This is a genomic window from Mesorhizobium sp. M8A.F.Ca.ET.021.01.1.1 (assembly GCF_003998025.1).
Lineage (GTDB): Bacteria > Pseudomonadota > Alphaproteobacteria > Rhizobiales > Rhizobiaceae > Mesorhizobium.
Genome location: NZ_RZSJ01000034.1, coordinates 3,077 through 20,813 on the forward strand (window position 1 = coordinate 3,077; position 17,737 = coordinate 20,813).

The 17,737-nt window shown below is 61.1% G+C and carries 13 protein-coding genes and 1 pseudogene; 3 read left to right on the forward strand and 11 right to left on the reverse strand.

The features are described from left to right. The 6 genes and pseudogenes from EOA36_RS38065 to EOA36_RS05425 form a co-directional block, all read right to left on the reverse strand. Window positions 1–724 (reverse strand): annotated as a pseudogene (locus EOA36_RS38065) (ABC transporter permease); the annotation flags it as partial. Further along, window positions 721–1,719, reverse strand: a complete 999-nt coding sequence (locus EOA36_RS05405) for an ABC transporter permease (protein ID WP_127275921.1) — start codon at window positions 1,717–1,719, stop codon at window positions 721–723. The pseudogene EOA36_RS38065 and the gene EOA36_RS05405, both read right to left, overlap by 4 nt. A gap of 2 nt (window positions 1,720–1,721) precedes the next feature. Then, a complete protein-coding gene (locus tag EOA36_RS05410; protein WP_127275922.1) occupies window positions 1,722–3,620 on the reverse strand; it encodes an ABC transporter substrate-binding protein in 1,899 nt (632 codons plus the stop codon). Continuing rightward, window positions 3,617–5,512: an ABC transporter ATP-binding protein gene (locus tag EOA36_RS05415; RefSeq protein WP_127275923.1), complete on the reverse strand. Its 1,896-nt coding sequence runs from the start codon at window positions 5,510–5,512 to the stop codon at window positions 3,617–3,619. The genes EOA36_RS05410 and EOA36_RS05415 overlap by 4 nt, the downstream gene beginning before the upstream one ends. A 157-nt stretch (window positions 5,513–5,669) precedes the next feature. Continuing rightward, on the reverse strand, window positions 5,670–7,010 hold the full coding sequence (locus tag EOA36_RS05420) for an adenylate/guanylate cyclase domain-containing protein (protein WP_127275931.1): 1,341 nt from the start codon (window positions 7,008–7,010) through the stop codon (window positions 5,670–5,672). 282 nt (window positions 7,011–7,292) lie between these two features. Then, the gene (locus EOA36_RS05425; RefSeq protein WP_127275924.1) at window positions 7,293–8,471 is read right to left on the reverse strand and encodes a DUF3095 domain-containing protein; all 1,179 of its coding nucleotides are present in this window, start codon (window positions 8,469–8,471) and stop codon (window positions 7,293–7,295) included. 74 nt (window positions 8,472–8,545) lie between these two features. On the opposite strand from EOA36_RS05425, the gene EOA36_RS05430 reads away from it, so the two are divergent. Together EOA36_RS05430 and EOA36_RS05435 are read left to right on the forward strand one after the other, a co-directional pair. Beyond that, window positions 8,546–9,634 (forward strand): glycosyltransferase family 4 protein, encoded by a 1,089-nt coding sequence (locus tag EOA36_RS05430; RefSeq protein ID WP_127275925.1) that lies wholly within the window; start codon window positions 8,546–8,548, stop codon window positions 9,632–9,634. Further along, on the forward strand, window positions 9,631–10,410 hold the full coding sequence (locus tag EOA36_RS05435; RefSeq protein WP_127275926.1) for a polysaccharide deacetylase family protein: 780 nt from the start codon (window positions 9,631–9,633) through the stop codon (window positions 10,408–10,410). Before EOA36_RS05430 ends, EOA36_RS05435 begins: the two co-directional genes overlap by 4 nt. Before the next feature lies 1 nt (window position 10,411). Here EOA36_RS05435 and EOA36_RS05440 read toward each other — a convergent pair whose 3' ends face one another. Genes EOA36_RS05440 through EOA36_RS05450 form a run of 3 tightly spaced genes read right to left on the reverse strand, consistent with a single transcriptional unit; the run spans window position 10,412 to window position 14,478 of the window. Beyond that, entirely contained in the window at window positions 10,412–11,260 is an 849-nt protein-coding gene (locus EOA36_RS05440) for an MBL fold metallo-hydrolase (RefSeq protein ID WP_127275927.1), read from the reverse strand. A gap of 22 nt (window positions 11,261–11,282) precedes the next feature. Next, entirely contained in the window at window positions 11,283–11,729 is a 447-nt protein-coding gene (locus tag EOA36_RS05445; protein ID WP_127275928.1) for a cyclic nucleotide-binding domain-containing protein, read from the reverse strand. 34 nt (window positions 11,730–11,763) lie between these two features. Next, window positions 11,764–14,478 carry an ABC transporter ATP-binding protein gene (locus tag EOA36_RS05450; protein WP_127275929.1) on the reverse strand — a complete coding sequence of 905 codons (2,715 nt, stop codon included), beginning with the start codon at window positions 14,476–14,478 and terminating at the stop codon, window positions 11,764–11,766. A 181-nt stretch (window positions 14,479–14,659) separates the two neighbouring features. Here EOA36_RS05450 and EOA36_RS05455 point away from each other — a divergent pair, with 181 nt between their 5' ends. Continuing rightward, window positions 14,660–15,331 (forward strand): class I SAM-dependent methyltransferase, encoded by a 672-nt coding sequence (locus EOA36_RS05455; protein ID WP_127275930.1) that lies wholly within the window; start codon window positions 14,660–14,662, stop codon window positions 15,329–15,331. 37 nt (window positions 15,332–15,368) lie between these two features. Here EOA36_RS05455 and EOA36_RS05460 read toward each other — a convergent pair whose 3' ends face one another. Next, window positions 15,369–16,520, reverse strand: a complete 1,152-nt coding sequence (locus tag EOA36_RS05460) for a glycosyltransferase family protein (protein ID WP_127275932.1) — start codon at window positions 16,518–16,520, stop codon at window positions 15,369–15,371. Beyond that, window positions 16,517–17,737: glycosyltransferase family 4 protein (locus tag EOA36_RS05465; protein WP_145969113.1), on the reverse strand; the 1,221-nt coding region annotated here is incomplete at its 5' end. The genes EOA36_RS05460 and EOA36_RS05465, both read right to left, overlap by 4 nt.

Consider the following 17,737-nt stretch of genomic DNA (forward strand, 5'->3'; position numbering starts at 1 on the left):
CCAGAGCCAGCCATAGCGGAATGCTGGGGATCGATTGCAGAACTTCGATGATCCGTTGGACGATCAGGTCGAAGACACCGCCGTGGTAGCCAGCCAGTCCGCCTATGACAATGCCGAGCAGGAAGCTGAAACTGATGCCGACAAGGCCGATTGTCAGTGAAATGCGTGCGCCATAGATGATACGCGAGAACACATCGCGCCCCAGCCTGTCGGTGCCGGCCAGAAAGAGCTGGCCGTTTTCAGCAGGACAGACAAAATGCCTGTCACCTTCGACCAGGCCCCAGAACCGGTAACGGTCGCCCTTGCAAAAGAAACGAATCCGCTGAACATCATCCTGGTTGTCGATGTAGTTCCGCTTGAGTGTGTCCATATCCAGCGTCATCTGGCGACCATAGACGAAGGGCCCGACAAGCTGGCCGTTGTGGAACAGGTGCACCTGCTGCGGCGGCGAATAGATGTAGTCCATGTTGCGCGTGTGCAGATTGTAGGGCGCCAGGAACTCGCAGATCAGGATCCCGAAATAGAGCGCTGCCAGAAATATGCCGGATACAAGGGCAAGCCGGTGCCGTCGGAATTTCCACCACATCAGGCGCAACTGCGACGCCTGAAAGACCTTCGACTGCTCCGCCGTCATGGCTTCGACTGATTGCAGGTCAAAGGGCGCGATGGAAACGTAGTGTTGCAGTGGGGCACCCGGAGCGGGCAGGGGCGATTGCTTGTTCATTTGGTGCTGCCGCCCTGCAAACGAATTCGTGGATCAAGCAGCGCCAGCGCCAGGTCGGAAATCAGGACACCGATCACCGTCAGGAAGGCGAGGAACATCAGGAACGAACCCGCCAGATACATGTCCTGGCTCTGCAGCGCCTTGATCAGCATCGGCCCGGTCGTTTCCAAGGACAGCACGATCGCGGTGATTTCGGCACCGGAGATGATGGCCGGCAGGATCGAGCCGATATCGGAAATGAAGAAATTGAGCGCCATGCGCAGCGGATATTTGACCAGTGCCTTGAAGGGATGAAGGCCTTTGGCGCGCGCTGTCACGACATATTGCTTGTGCAACTCGTCGAGCAGATTGGCGCGCAGCCGTCGGATCATGCTTGCCGTGCCCCCGGTGCCGATGATCAAGACCGGGATCCAGAGATGGGCGAGGATCGACTTCGCCTTGGCCCAGCTCATCGGCTCACTGAGATATTGCGGGTCCATGAGATGGCCGATGGAGGTGCCGAACCAGATATTGGCGAAATACATCAGGATCAGCGCCAGCATGAAATTCGGAATGGCAAGGCCGAGAAGGCCGAAGAGAGTAAGGCCGTAGTCGCCCCAACTGTATTGATGCGTGGCGGAGTACATGCCGATGGGAAAGGCAATGAGCCAGGTGAAGATGATCGTGACGAAGGAAACCAGGACGGTCAGCCACATTCGGTCCCCGACGACGTCGCGAACCGGCAGCTCATACTCGAAGGAATAGCCGAAATCGCCGTGCAGCATCCCGCCGACCCAGTAGAAGTAGCGAATGACGGGCGGCTGGTCGAAACCATATTCCTTCCGCATCATTTTGATGCGATCGGAATCGACCGCTTCGCCCTGGGCCCGAAGCTCGGCGACATAGCTGTCGAAATAGTCACCCGGTGGAAGTTCGATGATGGTGAACACCAGCGCCGATATGACCAGCAGCGTTGGAACCATCACAGCGATGCGCCAGACAATATATCGAAGCACGCTCAGGAGCCTCCAAGCCAGAATGTATCCGGCATGTAGACACCGAAATAGGCGGTCGGGTCATAGCCGAAGAGTGCCTTGTCAGGCAGATTGCGCAGCCGCGAGGACACCAGAATCGGCTGAAGTGTTTCGTTCACCGTACCGATCGAGAACACCTGATCGGTGTAGATCGACAGCATTGAATTCCAGATTTCGGCGCGCTCCGTGGCTTCGGTCGATGCGTTCCAGCGCTTGAGCAAAGCCATCAACTCGACCACTTCAGGAAGATCGGGCGCCTCACCCATCTTGCCATGGGACAGATAGTAGGCGCCCCAGAGCGGCCATTGCAGTTGGTCGTCGATGGTGGGGGCCAGCTGGTATGGGTTCATGTCTGCGGTCGGCACGCCATTGTCGATGCCCGACGACATCGACATCATGATCTCGCCGCCAAGAGCGCGGCTGCGGAAGATGTCGCGCTGCGAAGTCCGGATGAACAGGGCGATGCCGATCTTGCGCCAGTGATCGGTGATGAGTTCGAGCGCGTCGGTCTCCAGCGTGCTTTCGCCGGCCGTTTCCACGATGATCTGCGCCGGGCGCCCATCGGGAAGTAACCGCAGGCCGTCATCGTCACGTGTCTGAAGCCCGACCTCGTCCAGCAGGGCATTGGCCTGGTCGGGATCATGGGCGACCCAGGCCTTCGCGAATTCCGGCCGGTAGAGCGGGCTCTCCGGCAGGATCGTATCGGCGCTTTCCCGCGCCAATCCGTAGAACACGGCCATATTGATCTCGCGCCGGTCCACAGCGAGCGAAAGTGCGCGGCGCACGCGCACGTCACGCAAAAGGCCACGCCACACCGGGTCGGCACAATTCAGATTGGGCAGCACCGCCAGCCGCGAACCCTGTATGCGTTTCCACAGATGCATCTTCACGGGGTAACGCTTCTCCGCATCCTTCAGGAAAGAGTAATCGGCGAAGTCAATTCCCATGCATTGCAGGTCGCTCTCGCCCGCACCGGTCTTGGCGGAAATGATCGCCGACGAGCTGACATTCATGATGAACCGGTCGACATAGGGCAGTTGCCGGCCATTCTCGTCTATTCGATGAAAGAACGGGTTGCGCTCGAAGATGAACTGCTCAGCCGGCGGCTTGGTCCGGTTCTGCCAGGGATCGAGCGTGGGCAGCTCCGGATTCTCCGGGCGATACTGCCGCGACATGCGGATATGCAGGAGCGTCCATTTCTTTGCCCGGTTCTCCGTCATCAGGCCGGCGAGCCGGAATGGATCCTGGTATTTCTTGTGGAACTGCTTGAGATAGGCGGCCGGCAAAACAAGCGGTGTCGGCGAGGCAGCGGCAAGCTTGGGCAGGAAGTCGGGATTTGGCGCATCCCAACTGTAGCGGACAGTCAACGGATCGACGATCTCGAAACGTGGCGGCTTGCCGTCCGCCAGCAGGGCAGGGGCGAGCCCGCCTTGCGTAAGCTCATCGTTCAGCCAGACATCTTCCCAGCAATAACGAAAATCCTCCGGCGTCAACAGGCTGCCGTCGGACCATTTATGCCCTTCCCGAATCTTGAACGTGAAGACGCGATCATCCGCTACGTCGAAGCTTTCGAGAATGTCGGCTTGCAAGTTAAGCTTCTCGTCATAGCCGACCAGACGGGCATATCCGTAGATCGTCATCATCCGGATATCTTTCTGGCTGCCGATGATGGTACGCAGCGTGCCGCCATACTGGCCGGGTTGCCGGCCCATCGCAGCGAGGTTCAATACGCGCGGGCTCTTGGGCAGGCGCTCTGCGAGTGCCGGCAGCGCCCTGGCTTTCAGCTCCGGCTGAAGAAAATCCGGCTCCAGATCGCCAGCGCGCGACGTGCCCGGCAGAAGTGCCGAAGCCATGAGACCAAGGAGGGTGCGACGGCTGATCAATGGCGCAACTCACTGACATCGGCCGAACGCCGGGCCAGCACGAGGTGGCCGCCGCCAAGATCGATCGGCGACAGCACATCCTCGTCGCCTTCGTCGCGGAATTGCGGTCCCCATGCGCTGGCGTCGGAAGCGCCGCCGAGCTTCAGCGTCTTGAAATCCATCGGCCGGTCGAGATCGGGGAATGGGACCGCGGCGACCAGTGAGCGCGTGTAGGGGTGGATCGGTTTCCTGAGCAGAATTTCGCGCGGCGCAAGCTCGACGATACGTCCGCCGCACATCACCGCGATGCGATCCGCCATATAGTCCACCACCGCCAGATTGTGGGATATGAACAGGTAAGTCAGGCCCAGTTCCTTCTGCAGGTCCTTCAGGAGGTTCAGGATCTGCGCCTGGACAGAGACGTCGAGCGCCGAAACCGGCTCGTCGCAGATCAGGAGTTCCGGCCCCAGGGCCAACGCGCGCGCGATGCCGATACGCTGACGCTGCCCGCCGGAGAAACTGTGCGGATAACGCTTGATGAAGCGCGGATCGAGCCCGATTGCCTGCATCAGGCTCTTGACGGTGGCTAGTCGGGACGCGGCATTGCCCCGTTGATGGATTTCCAGCGGCTCGCTCAAGATGTTTTCCACCGTCATGCGAGGTGAAAGCGACGAGACCGGATCCTGGAAGACCATCTGGATTTTCGCGCGCAGCGTGCGCAGGGCGTCTCCCTCAGCTTCCAGGACGTTGATCGGTCCTTGGCGGCCGTTGAAGACCACCGAGCCGCCGGAAGGGGTGATAGCCCGCATCAGGATCTTGCTGACGGTGGTTTTACCGCAACCGCTTTCGCCGACCAGGCCCAGACACTCACCCCGCCTGATATCGAAGCTCACGCCGTCCACGGCGCGAACAGAGGTTTGACGATCCCCGCCGAACCATCCGGACTTGCGGATGGTAAAGACCTTTGCCAGGTCCCTGACCGACAGCAGGATGTCGCTCGGCCCCTTCGATGCCGGCGCCGTCTGCTTGCCCAGCAGGGTGCCGACGTTCACTGGCACCTCTCGGAGCGCCTTCAGCCTCTCGCCCGGCTTCAGGTCGAAATGCGGAACGGCTGCCATCAGGCCCTTCAGGTAAGGGTGACCTGGCCGGCGGAATATTGCCTCGACAGGTCCCGCTTCCATGATCTCGCCATGGTAAATGACCACCACCTCGTCGGCAACATTGGCGACCACGCCGAGGTCGTGCGTGATCAGCAGCATCGCCATGTTCAGCTTGGTCTGAAGCTCGCGTAGCAATTGCAGGATTTGTGCCTGGATGGTGACGTCCAACGCCGTCGTCGGCTCGTCGGCGATCAACAAAGCGGGCCGGCAGATCAGCGCCATGGCGATCATGGCGCGCTGACGCAATCCTCCCGAAAGTTCAAACGGATACATGTCATAGGCGCGCTTGGGATTGGGAAAGCCGACAAGGCTGAGCATTTCCTCAGTCCGCGCCTTTCGCTCCGCCCGCGCCATGGGCGTATGAATCTGCAGGGATTCGCTGACCTGGTTGCCGATCGTGTGCAGCGGCGACAGCGATGTCATAGGCTCCTGAAAGATCTTGCCGATGCGGCTGCCTCTCAACGCCCGGATTTCGGGCCCGTCACGCGGCATCTGCAGGATATCCTGCGTCGTGCCGGGCTTTTCAGGATCGGAAAACAGGATACGGCCGCGAACATGGGCTGTGTTCGGCAAAATGCCCATCACTGCCTGGCTGAGAACCGATTTTCCGGAACCGGACTCGCCCACAAGCGCGGTAACCTTGCCGGGCAGGACGCGGAGATTTGCACGTCTGACGGCATGCAACGGTCCCCCGATAATGGCAAAAGAGATGCCAACATCCTCGATCCGCAGCAGATCAACGCCTGCATTCATTCTCACACCAGCCCCACCCTGGGGCCTGCCAGGCGGCAGGCCCTGGAAGCAAGACTACCGCATTGCCAGCCTAGAGCAACTTGGATTCGAACGATCGCCAGCGGCGGAACCAGCGACCGGACTGCTTACCAAGGCGTTCGGATCAGATTGGGGCTGGCTACTGGAGCTTCCTCCGGTCGCCCGCCGACAGCCGTGCGGCATCGCGATGAAGCAGCATGACCTGCTCGGCCTCCGATCTCCGGTCGTAAATCGGCTCCAGCGCACCGTCTTCATCGAGTGCGAGAGCGCCCGACAGATCGGGTGAAAGCACCGTCAGCTTCTGCTTGATCCCGGCCAGTTCCTCGCTGCCGAGCGTCAGCCAGCTGTTGGCGCCGCAATAGCTGGCGAAGTCCTTGCTGGCGAGAACGCGGTGCGGATATTTCTTGGTCAGGGTCTGGAGGCGCTGGACCTCGTTTACAGCCGAGCCGAAGACAGAGAATGTGAGCCGGTCGGTAAGCCCGACATTGCCGAACATCACGTTGCCGACATGCAGGCCGATGCCAAATTTTATGTCGGACAAGCCTTTTTCCTTCCTTCGCAGATTGAGATCCATCATGCGCGCAGTGGCCTTGTGCGCTGCCGCCAGAGCAGACTGGCAGGCGATCTCGGACTGCGAGCGATGCCTTTCGCAAGGGTAGACGGCAATGAAGCCATCACCGATGAAACTCATGATCTGCCCGCCTTTGCGATTGAAAGGTGCTGCAATGGCATCGAAAAACTGGTTCAGCGTATCGATGTAGATTTCGCGGCCGGAAGTTTCGGCAAGCTTTGTCGACCCGCGCATATCGGCCATGACCAGTGCGGCCCGGATCGTGTCGCCCTCGCCGCGTTTGATCTGGCCGTCCAGCACGCGTCTCCCGGCGTCGCCGCCGAGATAAGTGGTCATCATGTTGTCGGCCAACTTGGTGAGCACCGCCATTTTGGTTGCGATGGCGAGATGGTTTTGGATACGCAGCAGCGCCGAAATCATGCTGTCGCTGAAACCTGAAGCACTGTCGGTGGACCAGGACCCGATCATGCCCTGACTGGTATTGCCGTTGAAGGGATGGACGAAAGCCATGTAATCGGTCACGCCCATTAGCCTGAGTTCATCGAAAACAGGAAATTCCGACGGGACCGCCGGGTCGAGCCGACGCCGCAGATGGTCGAGCTTGTTGCTGAGCAGATGGTAGTATGGGCTGGTTAGGAACCTATCAGAATGAACGCCGTCCTGTTTGCGGAAGCCTTCCACCTCCATGCCTTGGCCGCGAATCCAGGTGAAACCAAGCGCGTCATAAAGCGGATGAAGCATCGAAAAGCTCAAATGCACCCGCTTCAGCGGCAGGCCGGCAGCAGCCAGCCGCTCGCAAAACCCCTTTACCAATGTTTCCAAGTCGTTGCCGGCCAAAGCCGATTGGGTCAGCCAATCGGCAACCTTGTCCATGAGAATGGTCGAAATTTCTGTTTGCGCTGTGCTCATGCTACCTCGAAACCCGTCGAAGACGAGCCTTCTCCTTTGATCCGCCACACCTCGAAGCAGGGAAGGAGCAGGCATAACTGCATCTATCTGCTGGCGCACATATGTGGCGAGGCTGCCGGCGGAGTGCAATCACGATCCTGACATCGGGCAAAAAATTGCCCGGCTCGGACGCCGTCAGGCCTTCACCACCGTATCTCGGCCCAGCCCGAGGCGGCCAAATACATTGCGTGTGTCGACGATCAGAAAGGCATATTGCGGAGAACCGATTTCGGCAAGCCGCCATCAGACAGGCACCTTCGCCTTCAGGCTTGCGGCAGCCATCGCATAGCCACCGGAGGCGCCATCGATGAAATGAACGTGATCGGGCTGTAGCGGCGAGATTACGAGGCATGTCATCAAGGCCGACTGCTGGCGGTGCAGGCCATAGCGGCAGATGCCCGCCTCTTCTGCCTGTTTCAGCCGGTTCTCGATCCGTTGCAACACATCCGCGTCAACATCGATGGTCATCTTCAAGCCGTCGTCGAACTTGCGGAAATCCGAATTACTGGCCACGTCGCGTTTGTAGACCTTCGGATCGAACTTGCCGATCGTCCAGCCAAATCTGTCGGCGACAGCCGTAAGCGTCATCAGGAAGATTACCCACAGCTTCGCCAACCACCGCCGCCCCGGCGGCGCCGCGGCACGCGCCTCGACATCGAGGCCGGCGGGCAGCAAACTGTAGTCCGGCCCGTCCACCGGCACCGGGTGACCATCGCGTTCCTGCCTGCCGGCGAGGGCGATGATATCGGAAGCCAGAAACTGAAAACCGCGCAAGTCGCGCGCCGGCCCCGGTACGGCTATGATCGAAACGATTTCGCCATGCCGGGCTTCGATCGGGTTCCAGCGACAGGAGAGGCCGGTCAGATCCGGCCGCGCGCCGGCCGGCGCTGGATCGATGCGGTAGCGCCCCGCTTTCATCTCGGCTTCCGCCCAACTGCCGCCGCCGCCGGCGAACATGGCGTAGAAGGCCGCTTCGGAGGCCTGAAACCTCGCCACGCGGACGTCGAGGCCTTGCGCCCTTATATCCTTTATCGGCACGATTGCCGCACGCAAGGTCAGGTCCAGTTCGTCCGCCACCCATCTCTGGACAGCAGCCAGCGCGTTGCGGGCGAGTTCCAGCGCCGAGCCGGGGAACGCCACGAGCGCGCCGTCACCGCCGAAGACATAGGGAAGGTCTTGCCGACCCAGCGCATTGAGCAGCGCCGAAATGACGCTGGCGCCGGCCATATTGACGGTTTTATAGCGCCCGGCCTCGATCGCCTTGGTCGAGCCGACGATGTCGGCGGTGGCGATCGCCCAGCCATCGGGGAGAGGTCGATAGTTATCGATATCGGCAACGCTTTCGAACTTTGCGAAGACCGGCAAAGAAGCCACAAACGGGTCGGAAGCGGCAGCTATTTCCATGAGCATCAGATAGCACATTCCACTGCTTGAAGGTGAAGTCGATCGTGCTTCGAAATTGACTTGCCCTGGCTTTGCGATGATAGGGTCGCGCGATGCGAATTGCCTTCTATGCGCCGCTGAAGTCACCCAATCATCCCGTTGTCTCCGGCGACCGCCAGATGGCGCGGATGCTGGTCAAGGCGCTGGAGCATGGAGGGCATAGCGTCCAACTGGCATCCGAATTGCGTTTCTATCTACGCCAACCGGAGTCGAAAAGTTTCGATGCGCTCAAGATCGAGGCCCGAGAGGAAGCCGCTCGGCTGACAAAGCTTTGGCACCGTGACGGCAAGCCCGACCTCTGGTTCTCCTATCATCCCTACTACAAGGCGCCCGACCTGATCGGACCCGAGCTGGCGTCGGCCTTTGCTGTCCCCTATGTGACAGCGGAAGCCTCCTATTCCAGGCGGCGCAACGCTGGTTTGTGGGCCGATAGCCAAGCGTTGGTGGTGCGAGCCATCGAACAGGCAGCGCTGAACATCTGCTTCACGCAAAGGGATCGCCGGGGACTGGCAGATGCCATTCCCGATGCCTCTCTAGGCATACTGTCGCCCTTCATCGACACATCGGCATTCCGGGAAAAGCCGGCACGCGGTTGCCCGACGCGCCTGGTTACAGTCGCCATGATGCGCCCGGGCGACAAAGTCGAAAGTTATCGCATGCTGGCGCAAGCGCTCGGTTCGATCGGCCATCTGCCCTGGACCATGTCGGTCGTCGGGGAGGGGCCTGCCCGTGACGAGGTCAAGGCGCAATTCGCCGGCTTGCCCGCAGAGCGTATCGAATGGCTCGGCGCGATCGAGCCGGCAGCCGTGCCGGATGTCCTTTACAGAGGGGGAATTTACGTCTGGCCCGGGTTCGGCGAGGCCTATGGTGTGGCCTATCTTGAAGCACAGGCCGCCGGCCTTCCGGTGGTGGCCCAGAACATCGCCGGCGTGCCGGAGGTCGTGCGGGATGGCCAGACCGGGTTTCTCACCCCGCCGGGCGATGTGGCGGCGTTCGCTTCCGCCATTGAAAGGCTTCTGGCCCGTAACGACGAAAGAACCCTCATGGCCGCAGAAGCCAGACGTTTCATCCTCGAAGAACGTTCCCTCGGTACTGCAGCGGCGCGGCTGGCCGAACTTCTCGAGAAGATCCCGGTCTCATGACATCTGATCCGATCTGGCAGCCCTTGGTGAAAGAGCTGGCGCGCCTGCGACGGACGGGCCGCAGGGCGGAGTTCTGGCTGCGCGACGACGACGCCGTGGATCCGACGCCGGCGCTTGATCGGCTGCTCGACCTGACCGGTGAATTCGCGGTTCCGGTCACGCTGGCCGTCATCCCGGCCCTGACTGATGGGAAACTTGTCGTCCGGCTTGACGAGGCGCCGCATGCCACGGTCGCCATCCATGGCTGGGCGCACCGAAATCATGCGCCCGAGGACCAGAAAAAGCAGGAGCTCGGCGCACATCGCCCACCCGAGGCGGTGCTCGATGATCTGGCCCGCGGGCTGTCGCGCGTAACCGGCCTGCACGGCGCACGTGCCGTTCCGATGCTGGTCCCGCCCTGGAACAGGATCGACGCCGGCGTGGTATCCGACCTTGGATCTATAGGATTTGCGGCATTGTCGGTCTTCGGCCCGCCGAAGCCCGCTCCCCTGGCGGTCATCAACAGCAATGTCGACATCATGGATTGGCATGGCACCCGCGGCTGCCGCGACCATGGCCTGTTGGTTCAGGCCATTATCGCGCAATTGCAGCAGGCATTCGACGGCGCCGAGCCGGTCGGCCTGCTCACGCACCATCTCGTCCATGATGAATCGGCATGGCTTTTCCTCGAACGGCTATTCGCAGTCACCGCACGGGCTGAATCCTGCGCCTGGCTTCCGATCAGCACATTGATCGAACGCCGCGATCCATCAGGACAGGGCTCTGGAGGAAAATAGCTCAGCGCTTTTTCTGCACTGGAAATTCGAGCGTTTGGCCGTCCCGCGCGGCAAACGCGCCGGCAAACCGGTCCTTGGCCAGTTTCTCCATCTCGTCCAGTTGCTCGTCGGTGCGTGCCGGGTCGTGGTGAAATAGCGCGAGCCCCCGCGCGCCGGCCGCCTCACAGAGCTTGACGCCCTGTTGCCATGTCGAGTGGCCGTTACCGCGGCGGCGTTCCATTTCCTTCTCGGTGTAGGTGCAATCGTAAATGACGAGGTCGGCATCGTCGATGAGGCCGAGCACCGACTGATCGAGTTTGCCCGGCTCGTGCTCGGTGTCCGTGATCACCGCCACGATGCGGCCGCCCCACTCGACCCGGTAGCCTATGCAGCCGCCCGGATGGGCAAGGCTGCCGGTCCGAACCACGACCCCTTCGCGCGGCCGAAGCACGTCTCCGGATACGAAATCGCGGCAGTCGAGCTTTGCCTTGCAGACGTCCATTTTCACCGGAAACCACGGCGGCCGTATGAACTCATCGATCATCTGCCGGGTCGTCATGCGCCCGGCAAGATGCCCGGACCAAATGGTAAGCTTGGCGCTCGGGTCAAAGATCGGCGCAAAAGCCGGCAGCCCGATGATGTGATCGTAGTGGCAATGGGTGAAAAGCAGGTCGAAATCGGTCATATCCGCCGCCTGAAACGCCCTGCCGGCAGGCCGCAGGCCAGAGCCCGCGTCGAACAGAAGCGTATGCTTGCCGCATCGCATCTCAATGCAGACTGTGTTGCCGCCATAGCGAGCGAATTCTGGCCCGGCTACCGCAATGCTGCCGCGCACGCCCCAAAATCTGACCAGGAAAAAATCGTCGTCCATACTACTTTCGCCCATCGTAGCTCTAGGCGGTTCGTGCGTCGATCAGATCCGCGGTCGTATGGCTTAGCCGATCGGCAAGAACCCGCAATATCTCGATCGTCATTTCCGGGAACTCCCTCATAAGCCTCAGGAAATGATCCTTGCGGATTCTCAAGGCCTCCAGATCAGTTGCCGCTCTGACGGCGGCAGTGCGGGAGCTGTTGCACAATATGGCGATCTCGCCGACGATCGAATTTGGCAGCAGTTCGGCAACTTTTATCGGCCCGTTATCGGAATCGACCAGAATGTCCGCGCTGCCTGAAAGGATGACATAGGCGGCGTCCGCCTCGTCGCCCTGCCGGAAAAGAATCTGGCCGGCGCTGTATTTCACGCGATCGGATGTGAACGCGAGCAGCTTGAGCTTTGCCGGCTCAATGCCAGAGAACAAGGGAACGCGTTGCAGCATTCCAACTTCATCCTTGAGCAGCATTGTCGCAAACCTTCCTAAATTCGCGTCTGCCAGACTATGACAGAAGTTCCTTGAAGATACCGTTCCCTGCCAAAAGTGTCTCGTGTGTACCGTCTTCCACCAATTGACCCGAGTCAAAGACGATAACGCGATCGAACCCTGTGGCCATTGCCGGACTCGTCACGACCCACACAATTGCCGGCGAATGGCCGTCGCGTCTGGCTTCCTCGAGCACGTTTCGCAGCACCTTTTCCTGAATGCGCTGGTCGAGCGCCGACAGCGGCCGGTTGAGGATGAGAAAATCGGGACGCTTGAGCAAGGCCCGGGCAACATCGAGCTTCTGTCGCTGTCCACTGGTCAGCCGCCTGCCGCCGGCACCGACGTTGAAATCCAGGCCGACATTCAGAAGCTCGGCATAAAGCCCCAGCTCGTCAAGAATTTCATAGACGATGGAGCGTATGCGGTCCGGCGCGTCGGGATGGTTGTTGCCCAGACGCCCGAACAGGACATTGTCCATGACGGTGGCCGCGGCGATATATTTGGCGGGATCATACCGTTCGATCGCGTTTTGCAGCTCGGGCGGCAGGTTTTCATAGAACTGGTTGCGTGCGGCGACGATCTTGCTCATCAGCTCGTCGGTCAGCAGGCCGAAGCGGTGCCGGGGCTCGATATAGGCAAAGCTCAAAGTGATGATCATGGCGCGGTCGGCCTCCGAAACCGCCTCGTAGGAACGGTTCTTGAGCCGCTGCAGCAAGGTCTCGTAGGCGGGGATCTCCTCGGCGCTCATGAAGGCGAGCTGCTGAAAGAACTGGTGATCGGGCGGCAGGTCGGCAAACAGCTCGATCGCCTGTTCGGCGATCTCCATGCCCATTTCGTAGAGCGTGCGGTCGAGGCCGGCTTGCTTCAGCACGGAAGCGAAATAGGGATTGGCCGCCAGAGCCTTGTCGGCCAGTTCGGGGCCGGCGGCAGCGCCGAACAGCAGGTTCTGGCCGATCGTCGCTTCCGTGTTGTAAGCGCCCGGCTCGAAAGGAACCACCAGTTCGCGCAGCCCTTCCTGTTCGAGCCGGGTTCGCAGCGCTGCACGCAGTTCGACGATACGCCCGGCAAGCTTCGTGTGACGCGTTAGGTCGGCCGAAGAGCGCAAGCCAAGATCCAGAATGTCGCGCGACAGAAGAACCGCGTCGAGCACCCGGCGCACCGCTTCGAAGAGGTCGTGCGGGCCGGTAGCACCGGCGGAAGCATAGTCGATCCAGTCGCTGTGGATATCGAGATCCGGATTGCCCGACCGGCGCGCCTCGTCGATGTTCCAGCGCTGCTGGTCCGCCGCGGCGCCGTCATAAGTCACCGATGTCAGCGGTGCATGCTTCAACCCGTAGAGCAGGTTATCGCGCAGACTTGCCTGGAACAGGAAAACATCCGACGAGGCGTAGGACATGCGCCGGCCGGTCACTGCTTCGGGGAGCTCAAGCAGGTCATCGGCGCCCGAAGCGACCTTTCCGCTTTCCGGCCAGTTCAGCCGCGCGAAGGCTTCTGCCAGCGCCTCCGCTCCACCTGTCGGGGTGCTGACCAGCGCCACCGTCTCGGCCGGCTTGACCTGCATGGAGATCCGGTTGAGGAGCATTGCACCGCCATCGTCCGCCATTGACAGACCGACCGCCGACAACGGGTTTGTCATCGGACCGGGATTGTCGATCGTCAGTGCTCCGATCGTCGGCGCAATGATATCCTCCACGGTGAACTGTTCGACGACCTGCTGGTATTTGACCTGGACATCCTGCCGATCCTGATCCCAGTCGATCAGTTCCTTCATCGGTCCAGGCAGGTCCTTGTAGGCGCCGATCACGGCCACGAGTTGGCCGACGTCCAGCCGGCCCGCGATGACCAGATAGCCGCCGATCATGTAGAACAGGAAGGGCGTGAGCTGCGCCAGAAAATTGTTGAGGAACTTTACCATGAATTTCCATTGGTAAAGATCGAAGCGGATCTTGAAGATGAGCCCGAGCCGGGCAGCTATGTCGGCGCGCTCGTAGTTCGACGTATCGTGGACGTGAACAGCGCCGATGCCGTCGACGATTTCGCCAACCCGGCCCGAAAGCGCGCGTGCCGTCAACTGCCGTTGGCGCCCGAGCACGAGCAGCCGCCGTCGCATGCGCGGGATGAGCACGATCTGGATCACCACGATCACGATGGCTATCGCTCCGAGCCAGACGTTCTGGACCATGATGAACAGCATGGCCGTCAGCGCCTGGCCGCCGAGCAGCACCGGCTGCAGGAAGGCATCGCCGATGAAGCCGCCCAGCGGCTCCACCTCGTCCTTCACCATGGTCGCCACTTCGGCGGATTTCACCCGCTTGAAGTAAATCGGCGGAAAACGCAGCACACGATCGACCAGATCGAAGCGGATACGGCGCAACATGCGTTCGCCGAGGCGGCCCTTGTAGGTGTTGATGTAGAGTTTGAACAGGCCGTTGATGACGACCAGCAAGAGGAACACAATGCTCAGGGCAAGCAGCGTCGCCTTGCGGCCGAGCTGAAAGCCGGAGAACAACAGGACCTCGCCAATGAACGGCAGGTTATAGTGCAGCCTCATGAAGGGCAGGGTCGCGCCCGGTTGCTCGAACCCCTTGCCCTGGATCGGGCCGTTGACGATCAGCTTCGGCAGGTCGAAGGACATGAAATACGGGATCATCGAAAGCAAGACGATCAACAATATCCAGATCTGCTGCTTCCTGGTGTGCTTCCAGATGTAGCGGGCTAGGCTGGGTTCCATATGCGATCGTGGAGCCTTCAGTTGGAAGGGTGCTGGATGTAAAAGCACCTGCTGGCGAATGGCGTATCGGCAATTTCTTCGTCGCCAATGACAAGCTCGAAGCTGCAGTGCACGGAGGCAGTGCTGCGCTCAGCAAGATTGCGTTGTGTCGCCCGAAATCCCAACATACAAGGCGAATATGATGGATGTCACGCAACCGCGCAATGCCGGCATGGACTGGCACGAGCAAGCCTTCGACCTCACCCGAGGAATTGCGGCCTATGTCGATCGCCCTCTCGTGGCAGGGCTGGCGCGCGTCATCGCCAAGCACCCGAAGGCCGATATCGCCAACGCCTTCAACCACAAGCAGGTCGCCTGCAAGATGTGGGCGCTCGACGGGCTGTTCGAAAGCTGCGGCGGCCGGTTCGGGCGCATATGGGTTCTGGGTGGATGGTACGGCGTGTTGCCGGCGATGCTTTTCAACGACGCCCGTTTCGACATTGCGGCGATCGACAGCATCGACATCGATCCTGAAGTCGGGCCGGTCGCCCGGACCCTCAACCGGGAAGCCGGCGACCGCTTCCGGGCGCTGACGGAGGATATGTACGCACTCGATTATGCGGCCGGGCGGCCCGACCTGGTGGTCAACACGAGCTGCGAACACATAGCTGATCTGGGTGCTTGGCTTGCCCTGCTTCCGCGAGGCACGAACGTACTGCTGCAATGCAACGATTATTTCAGCGAGCCGACGCATATCAACTGCGTGGCTTCACTGGCAGCCTTCGAAGCAATGGCGGCGCTACGGGAGGTGCGGTTCTCCGGTGAACTGCCGACGAAAAAGTATACGCGCTTCATGCTGATTGGAACTGTTTGACGCGCTTTGCGCGAATCCAACCCAGGCGCGGCCCGCGTCAGGATTTCGGCGACCAGGTTCGATACCGCTGACGCAGAATCTGCGCCGAGCGACGCGCGCCTTCCAGATCGAGACGGTGCGCGGCTGGCGTCGGCGCCCCAAACGCCTGTTCGATCGCTTGCGCCAGACCTTCAGGCGTCAGGTCCTTTTCGGTCAACACCGTTGCCAGACCGAGTTCTTCGAGCATCAGGGCGCGAACCGTCTGTTCGGTTTCCCCGCCGGCCGCAAATGGAACAAGCAGCGAGCGACAACCCGCGCGCAGCACATCGCAGACCGTGTTGTAACCCGCCTGCGAGACCGACAGACGGGCGCCGGTCAGCAGGCTGGCGAAATCCTCTCGGAACCGGAAGATGGACAGGCCAGGCGTGGCATCGCGTGCGATCGTGTCAAACTCGGCTTTCGGCAGGTTTGGGCCGGTGATCAAACACCATTTCCAACCGTTTTTGGCGTTCCGCGCCGCTGCGATGGTGGAGTGAACAAGGCTCTTTCCGGCAGCCCCGCCGCCAACCGACACCAGAATGTCGAAGCGCTCGGAGGCCGCGGGCGATGGCGGCGCCGCAACGAGCCCTGTGTAGATGACCTCAGCCCTGATCGCGCCGGCCAGTGGAAATGTCTTGTCGATGGTCGCGAAAGCCGGGTCGCCGTGGACCATGACCAGGTCGAAATGCCTGTTGATGAGATCGACTGTTTCCTCGTTTCGGCCCGGCTTGACGCGCTCCTGGAGGATATCACGGACGGACGTCGCCAGCAGCGGTCTGGGCGACGTCGCGGCGATGGCCTCGATCAGCGGTAACAATTCGAAACGCATCTGCCGGCGTCCAAACGGAAACGCCTCGACAATGACGATATCAGGCCTGCAATCCCGGAATGCCCGCAGCAGCATTTCTGAACGCCGTTTCTTGAAAGCATCGTCGATGGGGGTGCCCTGCAAGTCGACAAGCCCGGAAAATCCCTCATCACCGGAGGTGACACGTGGCAGGGTTACGGACTTTACCCCCGGTCCCGGAAACCCGGAGACCGGCGCTCCGCCGGTCACGACGGTTACCTCAAACCCGTCATCGACCAGAGCCGCCGCGACGCGGCTGGTGCGTGCGAGATGGCCGATACCGAGCAGGTGCTGGACATAGAGGAACGCACGCAGCTGCTTCAACCGGCGGCCCGCCACTCGCGCTCGAACAGTTCCTTGAGCTGTCCAATGCTCGCCATATGATCGAAATTGCCGCGCACGCGCGCCTCCGCGGCGTCGCCGAGGCGGGCGCGCAGCACGGGATCACGGATCAGGCGCTCCAGCGCCTGTGCCAGGGCAATCGGGTTTTCTGTCGGAACCAGCAGCCCGGTTTCATCCGACGACAAGAGCTCCGGAACGCCGGAAATATCGGTGGACACGCAGGCAAGCCGCTGGCTGGCCGCCTCCACCAGAACATTAGGCAGACCGTCCCGGTCGCCATCCGCGGTGATCCTGCAGGCCAGGGCAAAGATGTCGGCGCGGCGGTAGTGCTCAAGCACCTCCTTCTGCGCCAGCGCACCTTTCCAGGAGATGCGACCATCCAGTCCGAGCCTTTTCGCCAGCGCCTTGAGCCGTTCCAGTTCCTCGCCGCCGCCGATATGCTCGAAACGCCAGTCCAGATCGCCAGGCAACAGGGCAAGGGCTCCCAGCAAGGTGTCGTAACCTTTCTTTGCAACGGCGCGCCCGACACTCAGAATGATGACCGGTCCGCTCTGGGCCGAGCCGTCATGTTGCTTTCGCGCCGCACTGAAACTGCCGAAGCGCTCAAGGTCGAGCCCATGATAGCTCAAATGCACGGACGAGTTGCCATTGGCGAGTTTTTTCAGGTGGTCGAAGCCGGTTTTCGTGCAAGTGACTGTCCAACGCGCCGAGGAAAGCTTGCCGGCCAGATCCCAGTCCGCCGAAGTCCAGATATCCTTGGCATGGGCCGAGCAGCTCCACGGCTGGCCACGAAGCTGGCTGGCATAGCGTGTCACCGATGCCGGCGTGTGCACGAAATGGGCATGCAACCACCCCGCGTCTTGCGGCCATTCTGCCGCCAGCACGAGCGCTTGCCCGAAGCGGCGTGCGCGATTGCGCGTAAAGTCGCGGGGGATATCGGCGGCCAGCGATCCGAGCGCGCGCCAGAAACCCGGCCGCGGCAAACAAGCAAACAGCGAGCGAAGCACGCGCAGCGGCTCGTCGTGCAGATATTCCGGCAGGTAGTGGACGGGCGCTTTGATCTCGTCATGCACGGGGTGGCGTTTTGCGTCGGTGGGCCGCCTGAGCGCGACGAGTATCAAGTCGAACCCCGCGCGTTCGAGGCCGAGCAGTTCCTGCGCGATAAAAGTTTCCGACAGTCGTGGATAGCCCTTCAGAAC

What these genes read in the sequence shown, in the direction of transcription:
- EOA36_RS05455 (WP_127275930.1), top strand. Translation starts at nt 14,660, where the DNA reads ATGGATGTCACGCAACCGCGCAATGCCGGCATGGACTGGCACGAGCAA.
- EOA36_RS05440 (WP_127275927.1), bottom strand. Translation starts at nt 11,260, where the DNA reads ATGGACGACGATTTTTTCCTGGTCAGATTTTGGGGCGTGCGCGGCAGC.
- EOA36_RS05420 (WP_127275931.1), bottom strand. Translation starts at nt 7,010, where the DNA reads ATGAGCACAGCGCAAACAGAAATTTCGACCATTCTCATGGACAAGGTT.
- EOA36_RS05445 (WP_127275928.1), bottom strand. Translation starts at nt 11,729, where the DNA reads ATGCTGCTCAAGGATGAAGTTGGAATGCTGCAACGCGTTCCCTTGTTC.
- EOA36_RS05415 (WP_127275923.1), bottom strand. Translation starts at nt 5,512, where the DNA reads ATGAATGCAGGCGTTGATCTGCTGCGGATCGAGGATGTTGGCATCTCT.
- EOA36_RS05430 (WP_127275925.1), top strand. Translation starts at nt 8,546, where the DNA reads ATGCGAATTGCCTTCTATGCGCCGCTGAAGTCACCCAATCATCCCGTT.
- EOA36_RS05450 (WP_127275929.1), bottom strand. Translation starts at nt 14,478, where the DNA reads ATGGAACCCAGCCTAGCCCGCTACATCTGGAAGCACACCAGGAAGCAG.
- EOA36_RS05435 (WP_127275926.1), top strand. Translation starts at nt 9,631, where the DNA reads ATGACATCTGATCCGATCTGGCAGCCCTTGGTGAAAGAGCTGGCGCGC.
- EOA36_RS05425 (WP_127275924.1), bottom strand. Translation starts at nt 8,471, where the DNA reads ATGTGCTATCTGATGCTCATGGAAATAGCTGCCGCTTCCGACCCGTTT.